Raw genomic sequence first — 16,866 nt, forward strand, 5'->3', positions numbered from 1 at the left:
CACGGCAGGCATTGACAGCCTGCCGTGTGGGGATCAGTTCTTTTCAGGCGGGAAAATGAGATTCAGCACGATAGCGGTAATACCGCCCGCGGCGATGCCGGAAGAGAGCAGGTTTTTCACCCAGTCCGGGGCAAACTGCAAAATCATCGGCTGCTGGGAGACGCCAAGCCCTACGGCGAGAGACAGCGCAATAATCATGATTGCGCGGCGGTTCAGCGGCTCGCGGGAGACGATACGCACGCCGGAGGCCGCGATGGTACCGAACATGACCAGCGTCGCGCCGCCCAGCACCGGCTCGGGAATGTGCTGTACAAATCCGCTTACCGCCGGGAACAGGCCGAGGACCACCAGCATCAGCGCCACCACGAAGCCCACGTAGCGGCTGGCCACGCCGGTCAGCTGGATCACGCCGTTGTTCTGGCCGAAGCAGGAGTTCGGGAAGGTGTTGAACACCGCCGAGACAAACGAGTTCAGTCCGTTCGCCAGCACGCCGCCTTTAAGACGTTTCATGTACAGCGGGCCGGAGACCGGCTGCTCGGACACGTCGGAGGTGGCGGTGATATCGCCAATGGTTTCCAGCGAGGTAATCATAAAGACCAGCATCAGCGGCAGGAGCAGACTCCAGTCAATGCCCAGGCCATAGTAGAGCGGCGTTGGCACGGTAATCAACGCGCTGTTGGTTGGGGTGGTGTTCTCCGGGAGCATACCCAGCGCCCACGCCAGCAGGTAACCGGCCGCCATGGCGATCACCAGCGATGCCACGCGCAGGTACGGGTTACGCTGACGGTTAAGCAGAATAATGATCGCCAGCACCACGCCTGCCAGCAGCAGGTTTTTCGGCGCGCCGAAGGTATGGTCGCTCATTGCCGCGTAGCCGCCCCCGATGGAGGTCAGACCCACCTGAATCAGCGACAGGCCGATAATCATCACCACCACGCCGGAGACCAGCGGGGTAATCACCCGGCGCGCCAGGTGCAGAACGCGGGAGATGAACATCTCTGTGCAGCTTGCCAGCATCAGGGTGCCGAAAAGCGCCGCCATCATCGTCGGGACATCTGCGCCGCCGGTTTTCAGTGCCGTACCGCCCATGATCAGCGGAGCCACAAAGTTAAAGCTGGTGCCCTGAATCGACAGCAAACCTGAACCCACCGGACCCCAGGCTTTAATTTGAATGATGGAGGCCACGCCGGAAGCGAACAGAGACATACTGATGATGTGTTGCGTATCCTGCGCCGGTAACCCTAGCGCCTGGCAAATCAGCAGAGCCGGCGTGATGACCGCAACGAACATCGCCAGCAGGTGCTGGCAGGCGGCAAACAGGGTTTGTGGCAGCGGGGGACGATCTTCAAGGCGGTAAATCAGTTCGCTGTTTTGCTTCTGCGCAATCGGTTGCGCATCAGCAGACTCCAGAGTGTTAACAGACATCGGCGGCAATCCCACGGTGGAAAAGCGGGCATTTTAGCTGACCACCTGGTAAAAGCAAACGATTGCCAGCAAAAAAAAGAGAGAAAATCTGCCGGTGTGAGCAGCTTTTCTACAACGAACAGCAAAAAAAAATTACACTTTTCGCGCCGGCGGCTCATGACGAGCATCACCCGGCCCAGGATAACGCCGCGTGTGTATGGAATACGCGCATAACAGGAGCCTTTTATGATTCATCTCGATACGTTGTCGACCCTTGTTGCCGCAACGCTGGTTCTTCTGCTTGGTCGCAAGCTGGTACACAGTGTTTCCTTTCTGAAAAAGTACACCATTCCTGAACCCGTCGCCGGTGGTTTGCTGGTGGCGCTGGCCCTGCTGGTACTGAAAAAAAGCATGGGCTGGGAAATCGATTTTGATATGTCCCTGAAAGATCCGTTGATGCTGGCCTTCTTTGCCACTATCGGCCTGAACGCTAACCTCGCAAGCCTGCGTTCGGGTGGCAAGGTGCTGGGCGTGTTTCTGATTGTTGTGGTGGGCCTGCTTCTGATGCAAAACGCCATCGGCATCGGTATGGCGTCATTGCTGGGGCTGGATCCGCTGATGGGTCTGCTGGCGGGGTCGATTACCCTGTCAGGTGGCCACGGAACTGGCGCGGCGTGGAGCAAGCTGTTCATCGAACGCTATGGCTTTGAAAACGCAACGGAAGTGGCGATGGCCTGCGCGACCTTTGGCCTGGTGCTTGGCGGGCTGATTGGCGGCCCGGTGGCGCGCTATCTGGTGAAACACTCCACCACGCCGGAAGGCAGGCCAGACGATGAAATGGTGCCGACCGCATTTGAAAAACCGGACGTTGGCCGTAGTATCACCTCGCTGGTGATGATTGAAACCATCGCCATGATTGCTATCTGCCTCACCGTGGGCAAAATCGTTGCGCAATGGCTGGCGGGAACGGCTTTCGAACTGCCAACCTTTGTCTGCGTGCTGTTTATCGGGGTGATCCTGAGCAACGGTCTGGCGCAGATGGGCTTCTACCGCGTCTTTGAGCGCGCAGTGTCCGTGCTGGGGAACGTCAGCCTGTCGCTGTTCCTGGCGATGGCGCTGATGAGCCTCAAGCTGTGGGAACTGGCCTCGCTGGCGCTGCCGATGGTGGCGATCCTGGCGGTACAGGCCGTGTTTATGGCGCTGTATGCCATCTTTGTTACCTGGCGCATGATGGGCAAAAACTATGATGCGGCGGTACTGGCAGCGGGTCACTGTGGGTTTGGACTGGGGGCAACGCCAACGGCCATCGCAAACATGCAGGCGATCACTGAACGGTTCGGTCCGTCGCACATGGCGTTTCTGGTGGTGCCGATGGTGGGGGCATTCTTCATTGATATCGTCAACGCGCTGGTCATTAAGCTCTACCTGATGCTGCCGATGTTTGGCTGATCGTCAGGCGTTGGAATACCGCTCGGTTTCCGGCATCCAGCGTTCAATTAACGCTGCCGCCTGTTCGGGGTAGCGTTCATGAATATGACGCGCAAGGCGTTGTACTTCGGGGATCATGGCCTGATCGCGCAACAAATCCGCCACTTTAAATTCGGCGTTACCCGTCTGACGCGTGCCCAGCAGTTCACCCGGGCCGCGGATCTCCAGATCTTTTTGCGCAATGACGAAGCCGTCATTGCTGTCGCGTAATACCTGCAAACGCATCTGCGCGGTTTTCGACAGCGGGGCTTTGTAGAGCAGCACGCAGTGAGAGGCGATCGCGCCACGGCCCACGCGGCCTCGTAGCTGGTGGAGCTGCGCCAGGCCCAGGCGCTCCGGGTTCTCAATAATCATCAGGCTGGAGTTCGGCACGTCCACGCCCACTTCGATAACCGTGGTCGCAACGAGTAAATGCAGTTCACCCTGTTTGAACGACTGCATCACCGCCTGCTTTTCGGCAGGCTTCATGCGCCCATGAACCAGACCGACGTTCAGCTCCGGCAGGGCGAGCTTTAACTCTTCCCATGTGGCTTCGGCAGCCTGCGCTTCCAGCAGCTCAGACTCTTCAATCAGGGTACAGACCCAGTAAGCCTGACGTCCTTCGTGGGTGCAGGCGTTGCGCACGCGGTCAATGATGTCGCTGCGGCGCGTGTCCGGAATGGCGACCGTTGTCACCGGCGTACGACCCGGGGGGAGTTCGTCGATGGTGGAGGTATCCAGATCGGCATAGGCCGTCATCGCCAGGGTGCGCGGAATCGGCGTGGCGGTCATGATCAGCTGATGCGGGTGGAAGCCCTGTTGCAGACCTTTCTCCCACAGCGCCAGACGCTGATGAACACCAAAGCGGTGCTGTTCGTCGATAATCACCAGCGCCAGGCCGTTAAACTGCACCTGTTCCTGGAAAATGGCGTGCGTGCCGACAATCATCTGCACCTGCCCGCTGGCTATCGCCTCCTGCTGCGCAAGGCGCGCTTTGCCCTTCTGCTTCCCGGCCAGCCAGCCCACTTCAATTCCCAGCGGGGCAAACCAGTTACGGAAATTGTTGGCGTGCTGCTCGGCCAGCAGTTCCGTCGGTGCCATCAGCGCCACCTGCTTGCCGTGGGCGATAGCGCGCAAAGCGGCCAGCGCGGCGACCAGCGTTTTACCGGAACCCACATCGCCCTGCACCAGGCGCATCATCGGCACATCCAGCGCCATATCGCGTTCGATCTCGGCAGTAACGCGCTCCTGGGCGCCGGTGGGTTTAAATGGCAGTGAGGCCAGCAGCTTATCTTTGAGCTCATCACGCTGGCTTAATGGCTGCGCGTGGAAACGCTGCGCACCTGCGCGCAGGGCCAGCATGCTCAGGTTGTGAGCCAGTAATTCCTCAAGGATAAGACGCCGTTGGGCGGGGTGTTTACCGCTCTCTAAATCAACAAGCTGAAGCGTTGGCGGTGGGCGGTGCAGGGTGCGCAACGCCTCTGGCAGGCTCATCATGCCCTGCGCCAGCTCCGGCGGCAGCAGCTCGTTAATGGCGCAGGTATCGAGCAGCTCCAGCGCCTGGTCGGTGAGCTTGCGCAGCGTAGCCTGCTTAATGCCTTCAGTGGTTGGATAGACCGGCGTGAGCGTCTCCTGTAGCTCAGGTGAGCTGAGATCGCCCTGCACGCGGTATTCCGGGTGGATCATCTCCGCGCCGTATTTGCCCCGTTTGGCTTCACCGTACGCAAGTACGCGTCGTCCAGTGGCAAGGCTGTTTTTCATTGCCGCATTGAAGTTGAAAAAGCGCAGGGTAAGAATACCGGTGCCGTCGCTGATCTGGCAGGTCATCATCCTGCGTCCGCCAAAGGTGATGTTGCAGTTCAGCACTTCCCCTTCAACGGTGGCGTAAATAGCGGGCAGCAGATCGCCAATTTTATAAAGCTGAGTACGGTCTTCGTAACGCAGGGGGAGGTGGAGCAGGAGATCCTGCACGGTGTGCAGGCCAATCTTCGCCAGTTTACTGCTTTGTGCCGCGCCCACGCCCGTCAGGCTGTTGAGCGGTATGGCGTCCAGCAGGCGGCCTTTCATGATTTACCCTGCGTACTGCATGGTGGACCACCACTCGGCATCGGCTTCAATTTCGCCCTGCGCGTTGACGTGGGGGTAAGGCAATTTCTTCTGCTTCGCAACGCGAGCCAGAACCGGATAGCCACCTTCAAACAGCAGGCGCTGCTGCTCCTCTTCCGGCAGCATACTGTTGCTGCGCTCGTACATTCCGGCATTCTGACGCTGGCGCTGCGCTTCATACAGGATCAGCGCTGAGGCGACCGACACGTTGAGTGACTGGACCATGCCAATCATCGGAATGATGATGTCCCGATCGGCCAAATCCAGTGCTTCCTGCGTGATCCCCGTTTTCTCCTGGCCCATTAAAATACAGGTCGGACGGGTGTAGTCGATCTCACGGAAATCCACGGCTTTAGCAGAGAGGTTGGTTGCCAGAACCTGCATGCCACGCCCTTTCAGGTGCGAGACCGCTTCACCAATAGTCTGGTGAGTTTTCACGGATACCCAGCTGTTGCTGCCTGCGGCGGTGGAGGCCATGGTACGCATACGTGCGCCTGGCCAGACGGCGTGGACTTCATGCACGCCGACGGCATCTGCGGTGCGGACGATAGCAGAGACGTTATGAGGTTTATGGACCTGCTCCATGCAGACCGTCAGATCAGGCTGACGCCTGGCGAGCATTTCGCAGATTCGCTCGTAACGTTTTGAATTCATAATGCTAGTTTCGGTTACGGGTGACTTTAATGACATCCGGCATCACGCGGATCTTGCGCATAATATTGGCCAGATGCACGCGGTCACGGGCGGTCAGGCGAATAAAGGCGCTGTAAACGCGGCCATCTTTTTCTTCCGTATTCAGGCTTTGAATGTTGGACGAGGCCGTGTTAATCGCTGCCGTCAGGTTCGCCAGTGCACCCTGGTGGTTGAACATATCCACCTTGATTTCAGTGATAAATTCCTGCGCCGTCTCTTTATCCCACTCGACCGCCATGAACTTCTCAGGCTCTTTCTGATAGCCACGGATGTTACGGCAGGATTCGTGGTGGATCACCAGCCCTTTACCCGGGCTGACGTGCGCAATAATCGGGTCGCCCGGGATAGGACGGCAGCATTTGGCGAAGGTGATGAGCACACCGTCAGCGCCTTTGATCGGCAGGTGACCATGATTTTGCGTGGTGGCAGGAACGGCTGTCGTTTCACCTTGTTGCAGGTTCTTCGCCACGACCACGCTCATGGCGTTGCCGAGACCAATCTCTGCCAGCAGGTCATCCAGCGAGGCGAGCTTCATACGCTCCAGCTCATGCTGAATGTTTTCTGGCGGGATCTCTGCCAGTTTGCGGCTGCCACCCAGCGCGTGATTGAGCAGACGACGCCCCAGGCTAACGGAGTCGTCGCGCTTGAGGTTTTTCAGCAGCTGGCGGATTTTTGCGCGCGCTTTTGAGCTCACGACAAAGTTCAGCCAGGCGGCGTTAGGACGTGCCCCCGGCGCGGTAATGATCTCCACCGTCTGTCCGCTGAAGAGCGGCTGCGACAGCGGATAAGGCTGCCTGTCGACGCGGGCACCTACGCAGGCATGGCCGATATCGGTATGCACGGCGTAAGCGAAGTCGACCGGTGTCGCGCCCGCAGGCAGTTCGACAATGCGCCCTTCCGGCGTGAAAACGTAAATCTCATCCGGGAAGAGATCGGATTTAACGCTCTCGATAAATTCAAACGAGCTACCTGCGCTCTGTTGCAGCTCCAGCAGGCTCTGCATCCAGCGCTGGGCGCGGATTTGCGCGGTGGTGCTGCTTTCACCACCGTGCTCTTTATAGGCCCAGTGTGCCGCGACACCCATTTCCGCCATCTGATCCATGTCTTCGGTACGAATTTGCACCTCAACCGGAACGCCGTGCGGGCCAATCATCGAGGTGTGCAAAGACTGGTATCCGTTCGCTTTTGGAATGGCGATGTAATCTTTGACGCGCCCCGGGCGTGGCTTGTACAGGCTATGCATCTGCCCCAGCACGCGGTAGCAGGTGTCCGAGTCGTGGACGATCACGCGGAATGCGTAGATATCCATGATCGAGTGAAAACGCTGCTCTTTGAGCACCATTTTGCAGTAGATAGAGTACAAATGCTTTTCGCGACCGCTCACGCGGCACGGAATGCCCGCTTCCTGCAAACGCCCTTCGATTTCAGAGAGGATCTTTTGAATCATCTCTTTACGGTTACCGCGAGCGGCTTTCACCACCTCTTTAATCACGCGATAGCGGTTCGGGTACAACGCCTCAAAACCCAGCTCTTCCAGCTCGGTTTTAATGTGATGAATACCTAAACGGTGCGCCAGCGGACTGTAGATTTCGAGGGTTTCACGGGCGATGCGGCGACGTTTATCCGGGCGAAGTGAGCCCAGCGTGCGCATATTGTGGGTGCGGTCAGCGAGTTTGATGAGGATGACGCGGATATCCTGCACCATCGCCATGATCATCTTGCGAAAGTTTTCGGCCTGCGCCTCTTTCTTGTCGCGGAATTTCAGCTTATCAAGCTTAGAGACCCCTTCCACCAGCTCGGCAACGCTTTTGCCAAACAGCTGTTCCATGTCCTGGTAGGTGGCAGGGGTATCTTCAATCACGTCATGCAGCAGGGCGGCCATCAGCGTTTCGTAGTCGAGTTTCATCTCGGCCAGAATACAGGCCACCGCTACCGGGTGCGTGATATAGGGTTCACCGCTTGAACGTGTCTGGCCCTCGTGAGCGTCACGTGCAACGAGATACGCCTGCTGAAGACGCTTAATCTGGTCTTCAGGCAGGTAGGTTTGAATCAGTTGATTCAGGCTTTCAAACAGATACAAGGGCGACCCGCAGGTTTAATTAACGACGACCTTCAGCAATAGCGGTAACAGCTTGTAATTCAGCGGCTTCCTGCTCTTGCTGCTCCTGGCGCTCACGCACGTCGAGGATCTGGTTGTTGATCAGACCTTCTTCGATTTCGCGAAGTGCAATAACGGTGGTTTTATCGTTTTCTTCCGGTACCAGCGGATCTTTACCGCCTACCTGCATCTGACGAGCGCGACGCGCGGCGACCAGCACCAGGTCAAAACGGTTACCAATTTTCTCTACAGCGTCCTGAACAGTTACGCGTGCCATACTTAAAATGCTCCACAGGTGAAGAAATGACTGGGCATGATACTGAAAGTGGGTTCAGTCTGCCAACAGTTTGGTGATTAATGCGTCATGTCGCTGCTTCTGGCGGCTCATACGCAGGCGTTCTGCGCGAAGGATAGTTTTGAGATCGCTCAGCGCGGAATCAAAATCATCATTCACAATAAGGTAATCATATTCCGCGTAATGGCTCATTTCTGCAACAGCCTGCGCCATACGCTTCGCGATAACTTCTTCGCTGTCCTGGCCGCGACCACGCAGGCGGCGATCCAGTTCATCTTTCGATGGCGGTAAAATAAAGATACTGCGCGAATCAGGCATTTTCTTACGAATTTGCTGCGCGCCCTGCCAGTCGATATCCAGGAACACGTTCACGCCGGTCGCCAGAACCTGCTCAATGGTTTCACGCGAAGTACCGTAGTAGTTACCGAATACTTCTGCGTGTTCAAGAAACGCGTCTCTGCCAATCATCGCTCTGAATTCGTCGTGATTCACAAAGAAATAGTGTTCACCGTGCACTTCACCCGGACGCGGTGCTCGCGTGGTGTGAGAAACAGAAACCTGCGTATCGTACAACGGTTGGGTTTTTAACAGTGCCTGAATAAGGCTGGATTTACCCGCGCCACTAGGGGCAGAAACAATATAAAGCGTGCCTTGAGCCATGAGAGTCTTTTGTATGTGTTAACGAAGAAGTCCTACATACGGGCTTATTATACACGTCGCCGCTGTGTGACGTAGCCTTTGTCACACTTTTTCCCGTGGATGATTAAATTTTGCGTGCCGTTTTCAGCTTTTACCTTCTTTTTGCTGCAATAAAAACAATGCGCTGAAGCGCGCTCGTAAAATGCAATTTTGCAGCTGGTCTGCGGCTCCCGGGCAGGGTATACCCTTCGCAAAACAGGGAGGGGTAATAATGGTGAAATGGATAAGCATACTGATGATCTTCTTAAGCAGCGGGGCGATGGCTATCTGCCCGGTCTGGTCACCGGCTAAAGCCGGGCAGGAGATCGCGGCCCTGAAGGCGCAGCTGACCCGCTGGAATGATGATTACTGGAAACAGGGCAGCAGCGAGGTGAGCGACGACGTTTACGACAGGCTTAACGCCCGCTTAAAACAGTGGCAGCGCTGTTTTCACGATGAACCGCTGCACGACGATCTTCCAGCCGCCAGTGGGACGGTGAAGCATCCCTTCGCCCATACCGGCGTGCATAAGGTAGAAAGCAAGCAGGCGCTTAGCCGCTGGATGGCGACGCAGCAGGATCTCTGGGTACAGCCAAAGGTGGATGGTGTTGCGGTCACCCTGGTCTACAAAAACGGCAAGCTGGCGCAGGCGATCAGCCGGGGCGACGGCTTTCAGGGGGAAGAGTGGACGGCACAGGCGCGAATGATCCCCGCTATTCCGCAAACACTGGCCGGGCCGCTTGCCAACAGCGTGTTGCAGGGGGAACTTTTTCTGCTGCGCGAGGGGCATATCCAGCAGCGGATGGGGGGGATGAACGCGCGTGCGAAGGTAGCGGGGGCGATGATGCGCGCGACCGATCGCGCAGCGCTGAAGCAGACAGGTATTTTTATCTGGGCCTGGCCGAACGGCCCAAAAGTGATGAAAGCACGCCTTTCCGCGCTGGCGGAGGCTGGTTTTACCCTGACGGCGCGCTATACCCTGCCGGTTAAAAACGCGGCTGACGTGGAAGCGCAGCGGACGGCCTGGTTTAAGGCTTCGTTGCCCTTCGCCACGGATGGCATCGTGGTCCGCGCCTCGGCAGAGCCGCCGGGCGAGGAGTGGCTGCCGGGGGAAGGAAGTTGGGTCGTCGCATGGAAATACCTTCCTGTGGCCCAGGTGACGGAAGTCAAAGCGATTCACTTTACCGTTGGCCGTACCGGGCGGATCACCGCGATTGCGCAGCTTGAGCCGCTGATGCTCGACGATAAACGCGTACAGCGCGTCAGCTTAGGGTCAGTTAACCGCTGGCAGAGGCTGGATATTGCCCCCGGCGATCAGGTGCTGGTAAGCCTGGCGGGACAAGGTATTCCCCGGCTGGATAACGTGGTGTGGCGCAATGTGGATCGCCGTAAACCACAGCCGCCCTCATCGCGCTATAACGGCTTAACCTGTTTCTATGCCTCACCGGAGTGCATGGAGCAATTTTTTGCCCGGCTGACGTGGCTAAGTTCCAGGCAGGCGTTAGATATTGAAGGTATGGGCGAATCAGGATGGCGGACCCTCTATCAGGCGCATCGGTTTGAGCACCTCTTCTCCTGGCTACAGCTCACGCAGGCGCAGCTCACCGCGACGCCGGGGATATCGGCATCGCATGGCGCTGCGCTGTGGCATCAGTTTAACCTGGCGCGGGAGCGTCCTTTTATCCGCTGGATCACCGCGATGGGAATACCGCTGGCCCGGTCGACGCTCAAGGCGGCAGGGGATCGCACCTGGCAGGCGCTGATTCAGCGAAGCGAAGCGGAGTGGCGGCTGCTACCGGGTGTCGGGCAGGAGAAAGCCCGCCAGATCGTAAACTGGCTGCATCAGCCTCAGATTGATGCCCTGGCAAAGTGGCTGGCCGCAGAGCACATCGGTGGATTTTAATCTGCATGCGCTCCTGAACAGACTGGCGAGGGAGGAAAACATTTTCGCTGCCGTGAAATAGCGTATTTATGAGACGCGGTTTATATACGCAGTAATTATGAATATAAATGAATTATTCATGATAAATATATTTTGAGGAAATATTATTCCCGATCCTGATTTCAGGGTTTACTCTGCTTGTGTTTTTATTTTTCTCGAGAGGTTGGTTTAATTGATCTCAATCATTATTAATCGAGAACACTAGCCGGTAATGAAGGCGTTATAGGTGATGTAGTCTGTTTGCTTGACGTGGTTTTGCTTTTAATTTCAGTTGGTTAAATGTTTAATTAATAATATATTGAGTTTTTTCTGGTTAACAATTGGTCATATTTATTCTGCCGGAAATCATTGCGTCAAATTATTATAAGAATTATCTTATCCAAAATTTTTAAGGTAGTTACCGCTGGGGTGCATTTTGCATCACTTCTGCGTTTTCCTTTCTTTTTGCACCCCGTGAGGGAGTTAACTATCTGAACTCCAATTGAAGCAATTAAGGGTACCGAAATATATCCTGGCGGTTTATATGCGCTGGTGTTCAGAGCCCAGGGCTTTTACATGGATGATTTTCCGTCCCTGTCGGGCCGGAATTCAGCCCCGGGCTTTATGCCCGTTAACCGGGACCTGGTTTCCAGGTGCTCATATTTTCCTTCATTTGAATGAGGACCAAAAATGAAAAGGACGCTTTGTACAGTGCTGACGGCACTCACGCTGGCGACTGCCTTGCCTGCTATAGGCGCTACCACCGAAGCAGGTAGCACCAGCGCAGCAACAACCGGAACAACAACCGGAGCAACGGTGGGAACTACCGCTGGCACTACGGGGGGACTGGCGGCAGGGGCGATTGGGACAACCGCTGTTGTCACCACCGCTGCGATTGCCGGCGTAGCGACGTTAGCCGTTGTCGCGGCAAGCGACAGTGGCGATGACTCAAGCAATGGTACTTCCACGACGACAGTTACCCGCTAAGGCTGGTGCGCAAGGCGATATAGCCTTGCGCTGAACAGCGCAACGACTTGACCCGGCGTCGATATCAAAGCCGGGTATTTGATTGATTTCAATGTTATTTAATCAAGGATTTCTGGTGAGACTGTTTATTCTGCTCATCGTGACTCTGCTGATCCAGGGGTGTACGCCGAGCCAGCAGAGCATTATTGAGACCTTTAACGCCAGTCTGGACGGGCGCCAGGATGTGACGGTAACGGACGGGCAGATTCAGGCGCTCCCATACTCAACCATGTACCTGCGACTGGATAATGGCCCGAGGATCCTGGTGGTTCTCGGATACATCGAACAGGGAAACAGTAAATGGTTATCGCAGGATAATGCGATGATCGTCACGCATAACGGTCGCCTTATCCACACGCTCAAGCTTCCTTATAACCTGCTTGAGGTAACCAATCTTGAGCACGATCCGCTGCGCCACACGCCGCAGCTCCGCGACGGCAGCCAGTGGTCGCGTGATGTGCGCTGGCAGGAAGAGGGGCGGTATCGCTCCGCACACCTGACCTCGCGCTTCTCCCTGAGCGGGACGGAAAACCTGACCCTTGCCGGAAACACGCTACGTTGTCAGGTCTGGCAGGAGGCGGTGCAGGCCGACGGCCTCGATCGTCGCTGGCATAACACCTTCTGGATTGATTCCGCTACCGGCCAGGTACGCCAGAGCGAACAGATGCTCGGCGCGGGCGTATTCCCTGTCGCCATGACGATGTTGAAGCCCGCCCCATGAACAGACTCAGAAAATGGTTACCTGGCGTAGGGCTATCTCTCTTCAGCCTGTCCGCCTTATGCGCAAGCGTCGTTACCGTGCATCAGCCGGGCAAAACGTGGTCTGCTGAACCGGCTGATACGCTCTCCCGGCTGGTCACCCAGCCGCAGCTGAACAACGTCTGGTGGCAGGGGGCTGTCATCGCAACCCCTTCCGCCACGCTGCGCGCGCAACAGACGCAACAGCAGGTGCTGGCGTCGCTTTCAGCCTGGCAGAATCGCGCCGATGACGAGCGGATCGCGACCATTCGCGCTGTCGCTGCACAGATCCGCTCCCTGCGGATCGTCGGGCGGCAGTTTGTCAGCCTCGACCCAGATGCCGTGCGTACCGACGCCCGCGGCGATCGCTCCCTTGAGGGCCGTTACGATCTGTGGCTCTCTCCTGCGCCCCGTACCGTCACGCTGATGGGGGCGGTCGTCACGCCGGGGAAACGGGCCTGGCGACCGGGCGCAAGCATCCGGGACTACTTACAGGGGCAGTTGCGGCTGGCCGGCGCCGACAGGAATAACGTAACCGTTATCGATCCTGACGGCAGTACGGTTGTTGCGCCGGTGGCGTACTGGAACGCACGCCATATTGAAGCAGAGCCGGGCGCTGTTCTGTGGGTGGGGTTTGATCCCCGGGCGGTACCGGACGATTTTACCGGTCTGAATGAGCAAATCATTGCGCTCCTGACGCGGCGGATACCTGACTGATGAACAAACTTTTTTTACTGAGCGGCCTTGCTCTGGCGATCTCTTCTGCCTGCCACGCGGAGCTGCGTACCTGGCCCGATCCGACCGGACCGTCACAGTCCGATTTTGGCGGCACCGGCCTGATGCAAATGCCCGACGCGCGCTTTGGCCGGGAAGGGGAATTCAGCGTCAACTACCGCGATAACAACCAGTACCGTTTTTACTCCTCTTCGGTCGTGCTCTTCCCGTGGCTGGAAGGGACAATTCGCTATACCGACGTCCGCACCCGTAAATACAGCAGCGACGAGGATTTCAGCGGCGATCAAAGCTACAAGGATAAGTCGTTCGACTTTAAAGTTCGTCTGTGGGAAGAGGACTATAGCCTGCCGCAGGTGGCGCTCGGCAAGCGTGATATTGCAGGCACCGGCCTGTTCGATGGTGAATATCTGGTTGCCAGTAAAATGGCCGGACCGGTCGATTTTACCTTTGGAATAGCCTGGGGATATCCCGGTAATAGCGACAACGTGGGTAACCCGCTTTGCCATGACAACAATAAGTATTGCACCCGCGGCGAGTCGCATGATGCCGGAGATATCAGCTTTAGCGATATGTTTCGTGGTCCGGCGTCTCTGTTTGGCGGCCTCCAGTATCAGACGCCCTGGCAGCCCCTGCGCCTGAAGCTTGAGTATGACGGCAACAATTATGCCGATGATTTTGCCGGCTCCATTAAGCAGTCGAGCCATATTAACGTGGGGGCGGTCTATCGCGTTGCCGACTGGGCCGATCTCAACCTCAGCTACGAGCGCGGCAATACGCTGATGTTTGGCTTCACCCTGCGGACCAACTTTAACGACCTGCGCCCCGCGCTGCGTGATAACCCGAAACCGGCCTGGCAACCGGCACCGGCAGGCGAGACGCTGGACTATACCTCTGCGGCGAACCAGCTCACCGCGCTTAAGTACAACGCAGGCTTCGATGCGCCGGAGATCCTTCAGCACGGCAATACCTTATACATGACCGGCGAACAGTATCGCTATCGCGATCCGCGCGAAGCGGTGGATCGTGCCAACCGTATTCTGATCAATAACCTGCCCGACGGGGTCGACACGATCGCTATCACCCAGCAGCGTGATCATCTGCCGCTCGTCACGACGCAAACCGATGTCGCCAGCCTGCGCAAACAGTTGGCGGGGCAGCCGCTCGGCCAGGAGGAGGCGCTCAGGCAGCAGCGCGTCGAGCCTGTGGATACCACAGCATTCGGGCGTGGCTACCGTATTCGCGCCGATCGCTTCAGCTACAGCGTTAAACCGACGCTGGCGCAGTCGCTGGGCGGTCCGGAAGATTTCTATATGTTCCAGGTGGGGGTGATGGCCAGCGCCAGCTACTGGCTGACCGATCGTCTGCTGCTCGACGGCGGCGTGTTCGCCAACCTCTATAACAACTACGACAAGTTCAAATCCTCGCTACTTCCCGCTGACTCCAGCCTGCCGCGCGTCAGAACCCATATTCGCGATTATGTCAGCAATGACGTCTACATCAACAACTTACAAGCCAACTATGTCGATGCGCTGGGGAACGGCTTCTATGCCCAGATTTATGGCGGCTACCTCGAAACCATGTACGGCGGCGTGGGAGCAGAGGCGCTCTGGCGCCCGCTGGATAGCAGCTGGGCGCTGGGCGTGGATGCGAATTACGTCAAGCAGCGCGACTGGGACGACATGATGCGCTTCACCGACTACAGCGTGCCAACCGGATTTATCACCGCCTACTGGAACCCGGCGAAGCTCAACAGTGTGCTAATGAAGCTGAGCGTCGGGCAGTACCTGGCGAAGGATAAAGGCGCCACCCTCGACGTCGCGAAGCGATTCGACAGCGGCGTGACGGTAGGCGTCTGGGCGGCGCTGACCAACGTCTCGAAAGAGGATTATGGCGAAGGTGGCTTTAGCAAAGGCTTCTACATCTCGATCCCGCTTGATCTGATGACGATCGGCCCAAATCGCAACCGGGCGGTAGTCTCGTGGACGCCTCTCACGCGTGATGGCGGCCAGATGTTAGGCCGTAAATATCAGCTCTATGACATGACGTCAGAACGCGAAACCCCGGTAGGGCAGTAGTACCGGATGAAACAGGCATTACTTAACCAGATGATTTTCCTGAATGAAAAACGTTAAATTTTCCGTGCTGGCGTTGGCTATGATGGCGTTAAGCGGTTGTACTATCGTACCGGGCCAGGGACTTAGCACCCAGGGCAAAGATATTATCGATCTGCCTGACAGCAATTACGATCTGAATAAGATGGTCAACGTCTATCCCCTCACGCCGGGGCTGGTGGAGCAGTTGCTGCCTGGCAAAGTCGACTCCCGCGCGAATCCTGAACTGGATCGCCAGCTTCAGAACTACCAATATTGCATCGGCGTCGGCGACGTGCTGATGGTTACCGTCTGGGACCACCCGGAGCTGACCACCCCCGCAGGTCAGTACCGCAGCGCCAGCGATACGGGCAACTGGGTGAATGCCGATGGCACGATCTTCTACCCCTATATCGGCAAAATCCGCGTCGTCGGCAAAACGCTGGCCCAGGTGCGCGATGAGATCGCCGCCCGGCTGGATTCGGTGATTGAGAGCCCGCAGGTGGATGTCAGCGTCGCGGCATTCCGCTCGCAAAAAGCCTACGTGACGGGCGAAGTGGCTAAGTCGGGCCAGCAGCCCATCACCAACATTCCGCTGACGATAATGGATGCGATCAATGCGGCTGGCGGCCTGACATCTGAGGCGGACTGGCGCCATGTGGTGCTGACCCACAACGGCCAGGACACGCACATTTCGCTCTACGCGCTGATGCAGCGCGGCGATCTCACCCAGAACAAACTCCTCTATCCGGGCGATATTCTCTTCATTCCCCGTAATGACGACCTGAAAGTGTTTGTCATGGGCGAGGTGGGTAAACAGAGCACCCTGAAGATGGACCGTAGCGGCATGACGCTGGCGGAAGCGCTGGGTAATGCACAGGGCGTGAATCAGGATATGGCCGACGCCACCGGAATCTTTGTGATTCGTCCGTTGCAGGGCAAGCAGAACGGCAAAATCGCCAACGTCTACCAGCTTAACGCCCGGGATGCCACCGCGATGGTGTTGAGCACCGAATTTCAGCTTGAGCCTTACGACATCGTCTATGTCACCACCGCGCCGCTGGTGCGCTGGAACCGCGTGATCTCTCAGCTTGTGCCGACCATTACCGGCGTACATGACCTGACTGAAACAGGGAGATATATCAGAACATGGCCAAACTAACGTTTAACGCCATCCTGGTGATCTGTACCGGCAATATCTGCCGCTCCCCCATTGGGGAACGGCTGCTGCGCCGGCTGCTTCCCGCTGCCCGGGTCGATTCAGCGGGAACGTGTGGCCTGGAAGGGCGCACCGCCGATTCACAGGCGACAGAGATCGCCGCCGAACGCGGCACCCTGCTTGAGGGCCACGTGGCGCGCAGGCTCACCCCCGCCATGGTGCGCGACTACGATCTGATTCTGGCGATGGAGCTGGAACATATCGAGCAGGTCACGGCTATCGCACCGGAGGCGCGCGGCAAAATGATGCTCTTTGGTCACTGGACGGGCAGAAAAGAGATCCCGGACCCCTACCGTAAAAACCGGGACGCATTTGAATATGTTTATGGGCTGCTGGAGCAGGCCAGTCTGGAATGGGCGAAACGGCTCAGTTAATCACACGGGATAGTTACGTTTT

At 57.2% G+C, this 16,866-nt stretch carries 14 protein-coding genes; 8 read left to right on the plus strand and 6 right to left on the minus strand.

The genetic code is table 11. The features are described from left to right. Positions 1-33 precede the first annotated feature (33 nt). Entirely contained in the window at positions 34-1,425 is a 1,392-nt protein-coding gene (gene xanP / locus ACOTX4_RS16025; RefSeq protein ID WP_003860925.1) for a xanthine/proton symporter XanP, read from the minus strand. Positions 1,426-1,650: 225 nt separating this feature from the next. On the opposite strand from xanP, the gene gltS reads away from it, so the two are divergent. Further along, positions 1,651-2,853 carry a sodium/glutamate symporter gene (gene gltS, locus ACOTX4_RS16030; protein ID WP_006812438.1) on the plus strand — a complete coding sequence of 401 codons (1,203 nt, stop codon included), beginning with the start codon at positions 1,651-1,653 and terminating at the stop codon, positions 2,851-2,853. Positions 2,854-2,856: 3 nt separating this feature from the next. Here the strand turns inward: gltS and recG are convergent, their stop codons facing one another. The 5 genes from recG to gmk are packed head-to-tail and all read right to left on the minus strand — an operon-like array spanning position 2,857 to position 8,723. Beyond that, positions 2,857-4,938, minus strand: a complete 2,082-nt coding sequence (recG, locus tag ACOTX4_RS16035; RefSeq protein ID WP_045332969.1) for an ATP-dependent DNA helicase RecG — start codon at positions 4,936-4,938, stop codon at positions 2,857-2,859. A 3-nt stretch (positions 4,939-4,941) separates the two neighbouring features. Then, positions 4,942-5,631: a tRNA (guanosine(18)-2'-O)-methyltransferase TrmH gene (gene trmH / locus ACOTX4_RS16040; protein ID WP_003860922.1), complete on the minus strand. Its 690-nt coding sequence runs from the start codon at positions 5,629-5,631 to the stop codon at positions 4,942-4,944. 4 nt (positions 5,632-5,635) lie between these two features. Next, a complete protein-coding gene (gene spoT, locus ACOTX4_RS16045) occupies positions 5,636-7,750 on the minus strand; it encodes a bifunctional GTP diphosphokinase/guanosine-3',5'-bis pyrophosphate 3'-pyrophosphohydrolase (protein ID WP_003860921.1) in 2,115 nt (704 codons plus the stop codon). Positions 7,751-7,769: 19 nt separating this feature from the next. Continuing rightward, positions 7,770-8,045: a DNA-directed RNA polymerase subunit omega gene (gene rpoZ / locus ACOTX4_RS16050; protein WP_000135058.1), complete on the minus strand. Its 276-nt coding sequence runs from the start codon at positions 8,043-8,045 to the stop codon at positions 7,770-7,772. Between the two features lie 54 nt (positions 8,046-8,099). Continuing rightward, on the minus strand, positions 8,100-8,723 hold the full coding sequence (gmk, locus tag ACOTX4_RS16055) for a guanylate kinase (protein WP_045332968.1): 624 nt from the start codon (positions 8,721-8,723) through the stop codon (positions 8,100-8,102). A gap of 250 nt (positions 8,724-8,973) precedes the next feature. Between gmk and ligB the strand changes: the two genes are divergently transcribed. The 7 genes from ligB (at position 8,974) to ACOTX4_RS16090 (ending at position 16,844) form a co-directional block, all read left to right on the plus strand. Continuing rightward, positions 8,974-10,644, plus strand: a complete 1,671-nt coding sequence (gene ligB / locus ACOTX4_RS16060) for an NAD-dependent DNA ligase LigB (protein ID WP_045332967.1) — start codon at positions 8,974-8,976, stop codon at positions 10,642-10,644. 708 nt (positions 10,645-11,352) lie between these two features. Continuing rightward, the gene (locus tag ACOTX4_RS16065; RefSeq protein WP_022650140.1) at positions 11,353-11,649 is read left to right on the plus strand and encodes a hypothetical protein; all 297 of its coding nucleotides are present in this window, start codon (positions 11,353-11,355) and stop codon (positions 11,647-11,649) included. Positions 11,650-11,764: 115 nt separating this feature from the next. Next, positions 11,765-12,409: a YjbF family lipoprotein gene (locus ACOTX4_RS16070; protein WP_023323966.1), complete on the plus strand. Its 645-nt coding sequence runs from the start codon at positions 11,765-11,767 to the stop codon at positions 12,407-12,409. Beyond that, complete coding sequence (locus tag ACOTX4_RS16075; protein WP_045332966.1) at positions 12,406-13,143, plus strand: capsule biosynthesis GfcC family protein; 738 nt, start codon at positions 12,406-12,408, stop codon at positions 13,141-13,143. Before ACOTX4_RS16070 ends, ACOTX4_RS16075 begins: the two co-directional genes overlap by 4 nt. After that, positions 13,143-15,236 carry a YjbH domain-containing protein gene (locus ACOTX4_RS16080; RefSeq protein WP_074167781.1) on the plus strand — a complete coding sequence of 698 codons (2,094 nt, stop codon included), beginning with the start codon at positions 13,143-13,145 and terminating at the stop codon, positions 15,234-15,236. The genes ACOTX4_RS16075 and ACOTX4_RS16080 overlap by 1 nt, the downstream gene beginning before the upstream one ends. Before the next feature lie 43 nt (positions 15,237-15,279). Beyond that, positions 15,280-16,413 carry a polysaccharide export protein gene (locus tag ACOTX4_RS16085; RefSeq protein ID WP_003860914.1) on the plus strand — a complete coding sequence of 378 codons (1,134 nt, stop codon included), beginning with the start codon at positions 15,280-15,282 and terminating at the stop codon, positions 16,411-16,413. Further along, positions 16,401-16,844, plus strand: a complete 444-nt coding sequence (locus ACOTX4_RS16090; RefSeq protein WP_015570047.1) for a protein-tyrosine-phosphatase — start codon at positions 16,401-16,403, stop codon at positions 16,842-16,844. Before ACOTX4_RS16085 ends, ACOTX4_RS16090 begins: the two co-directional genes overlap by 13 nt. The last annotated feature ends 22 nt before the right edge of the window (positions 16,845-16,866 follow it).

It is taken from the genome of Enterobacter cloacae complex sp. IR5459 (genome assembly GCF_049238005.1).
Classification (GTDB): domain Bacteria; phylum Pseudomonadota; class Gammaproteobacteria; order Enterobacterales; family Enterobacteriaceae; genus Enterobacter; species Enterobacter hormaechei_C.

What these genes read in the sequence shown, in the direction of transcription:
- gltS (WP_006812438.1), top strand. Translation starts at nt 1,651, where the DNA reads ATGATTCATCTCGATACGTTGTCGACCCTTGTTGCCGCAACGCTGGTT.
- ACOTX4_RS16090 (WP_015570047.1), top strand. Translation starts at nt 16,401, where the DNA reads ATGGCCAAACTAACGTTTAACGCCATCCTGGTGATCTGTACCGGCAAT.
- ACOTX4_RS16065 (WP_022650140.1), top strand. Translation starts at nt 11,353, where the DNA reads ATGAAAAGGACGCTTTGTACAGTGCTGACGGCACTCACGCTGGCGACT.
- ligB (WP_045332967.1), top strand. Translation starts at nt 8,974, where the DNA reads ATGGTGAAATGGATAAGCATACTGATGATCTTCTTAAGCAGCGGGGCG.
- rpoZ (WP_000135058.1), bottom strand. Translation starts at nt 8,045, where the DNA reads ATGGCACGCGTAACTGTTCAGGACGCTGTAGAGAAAATTGGTAACCGT.
- recG (WP_045332969.1), bottom strand. Translation starts at nt 4,938, where the DNA reads ATGAAAGGCCGCCTGCTGGACGCCATACCGCTCAACAGCCTGACGGGC.
- ACOTX4_RS16080 (WP_074167781.1), top strand. Translation starts at nt 13,143, where the DNA reads ATGAACAAACTTTTTTTACTGAGCGGCCTTGCTCTGGCGATCTCTTCT.
- trmH (WP_003860922.1), bottom strand. Translation starts at nt 5,631, where the DNA reads ATGAATTCAAAACGTTACGAGCGAATCTGCGAAATGCTCGCCAGGCGT.
- ACOTX4_RS16085 (WP_003860914.1), top strand. Translation starts at nt 15,280, where the DNA reads ATGAAAAACGTTAAATTTTCCGTGCTGGCGTTGGCTATGATGGCGTTA.
- xanP (WP_003860925.1), bottom strand. Translation starts at nt 1,425, where the DNA reads ATGTCTGTTAACACTCTGGAGTCTGCTGATGCGCAACCGATTGCGCAG.
- ACOTX4_RS16075 (WP_045332966.1), top strand. Translation starts at nt 12,406, where the DNA reads ATGAACAGACTCAGAAAATGGTTACCTGGCGTAGGGCTATCTCTCTTC.
- gmk (WP_045332968.1), bottom strand. Translation starts at nt 8,723, where the DNA reads ATGGCTCAAGGCACGCTTTATATTGTTTCTGCCCCTAGTGGCGCGGGT.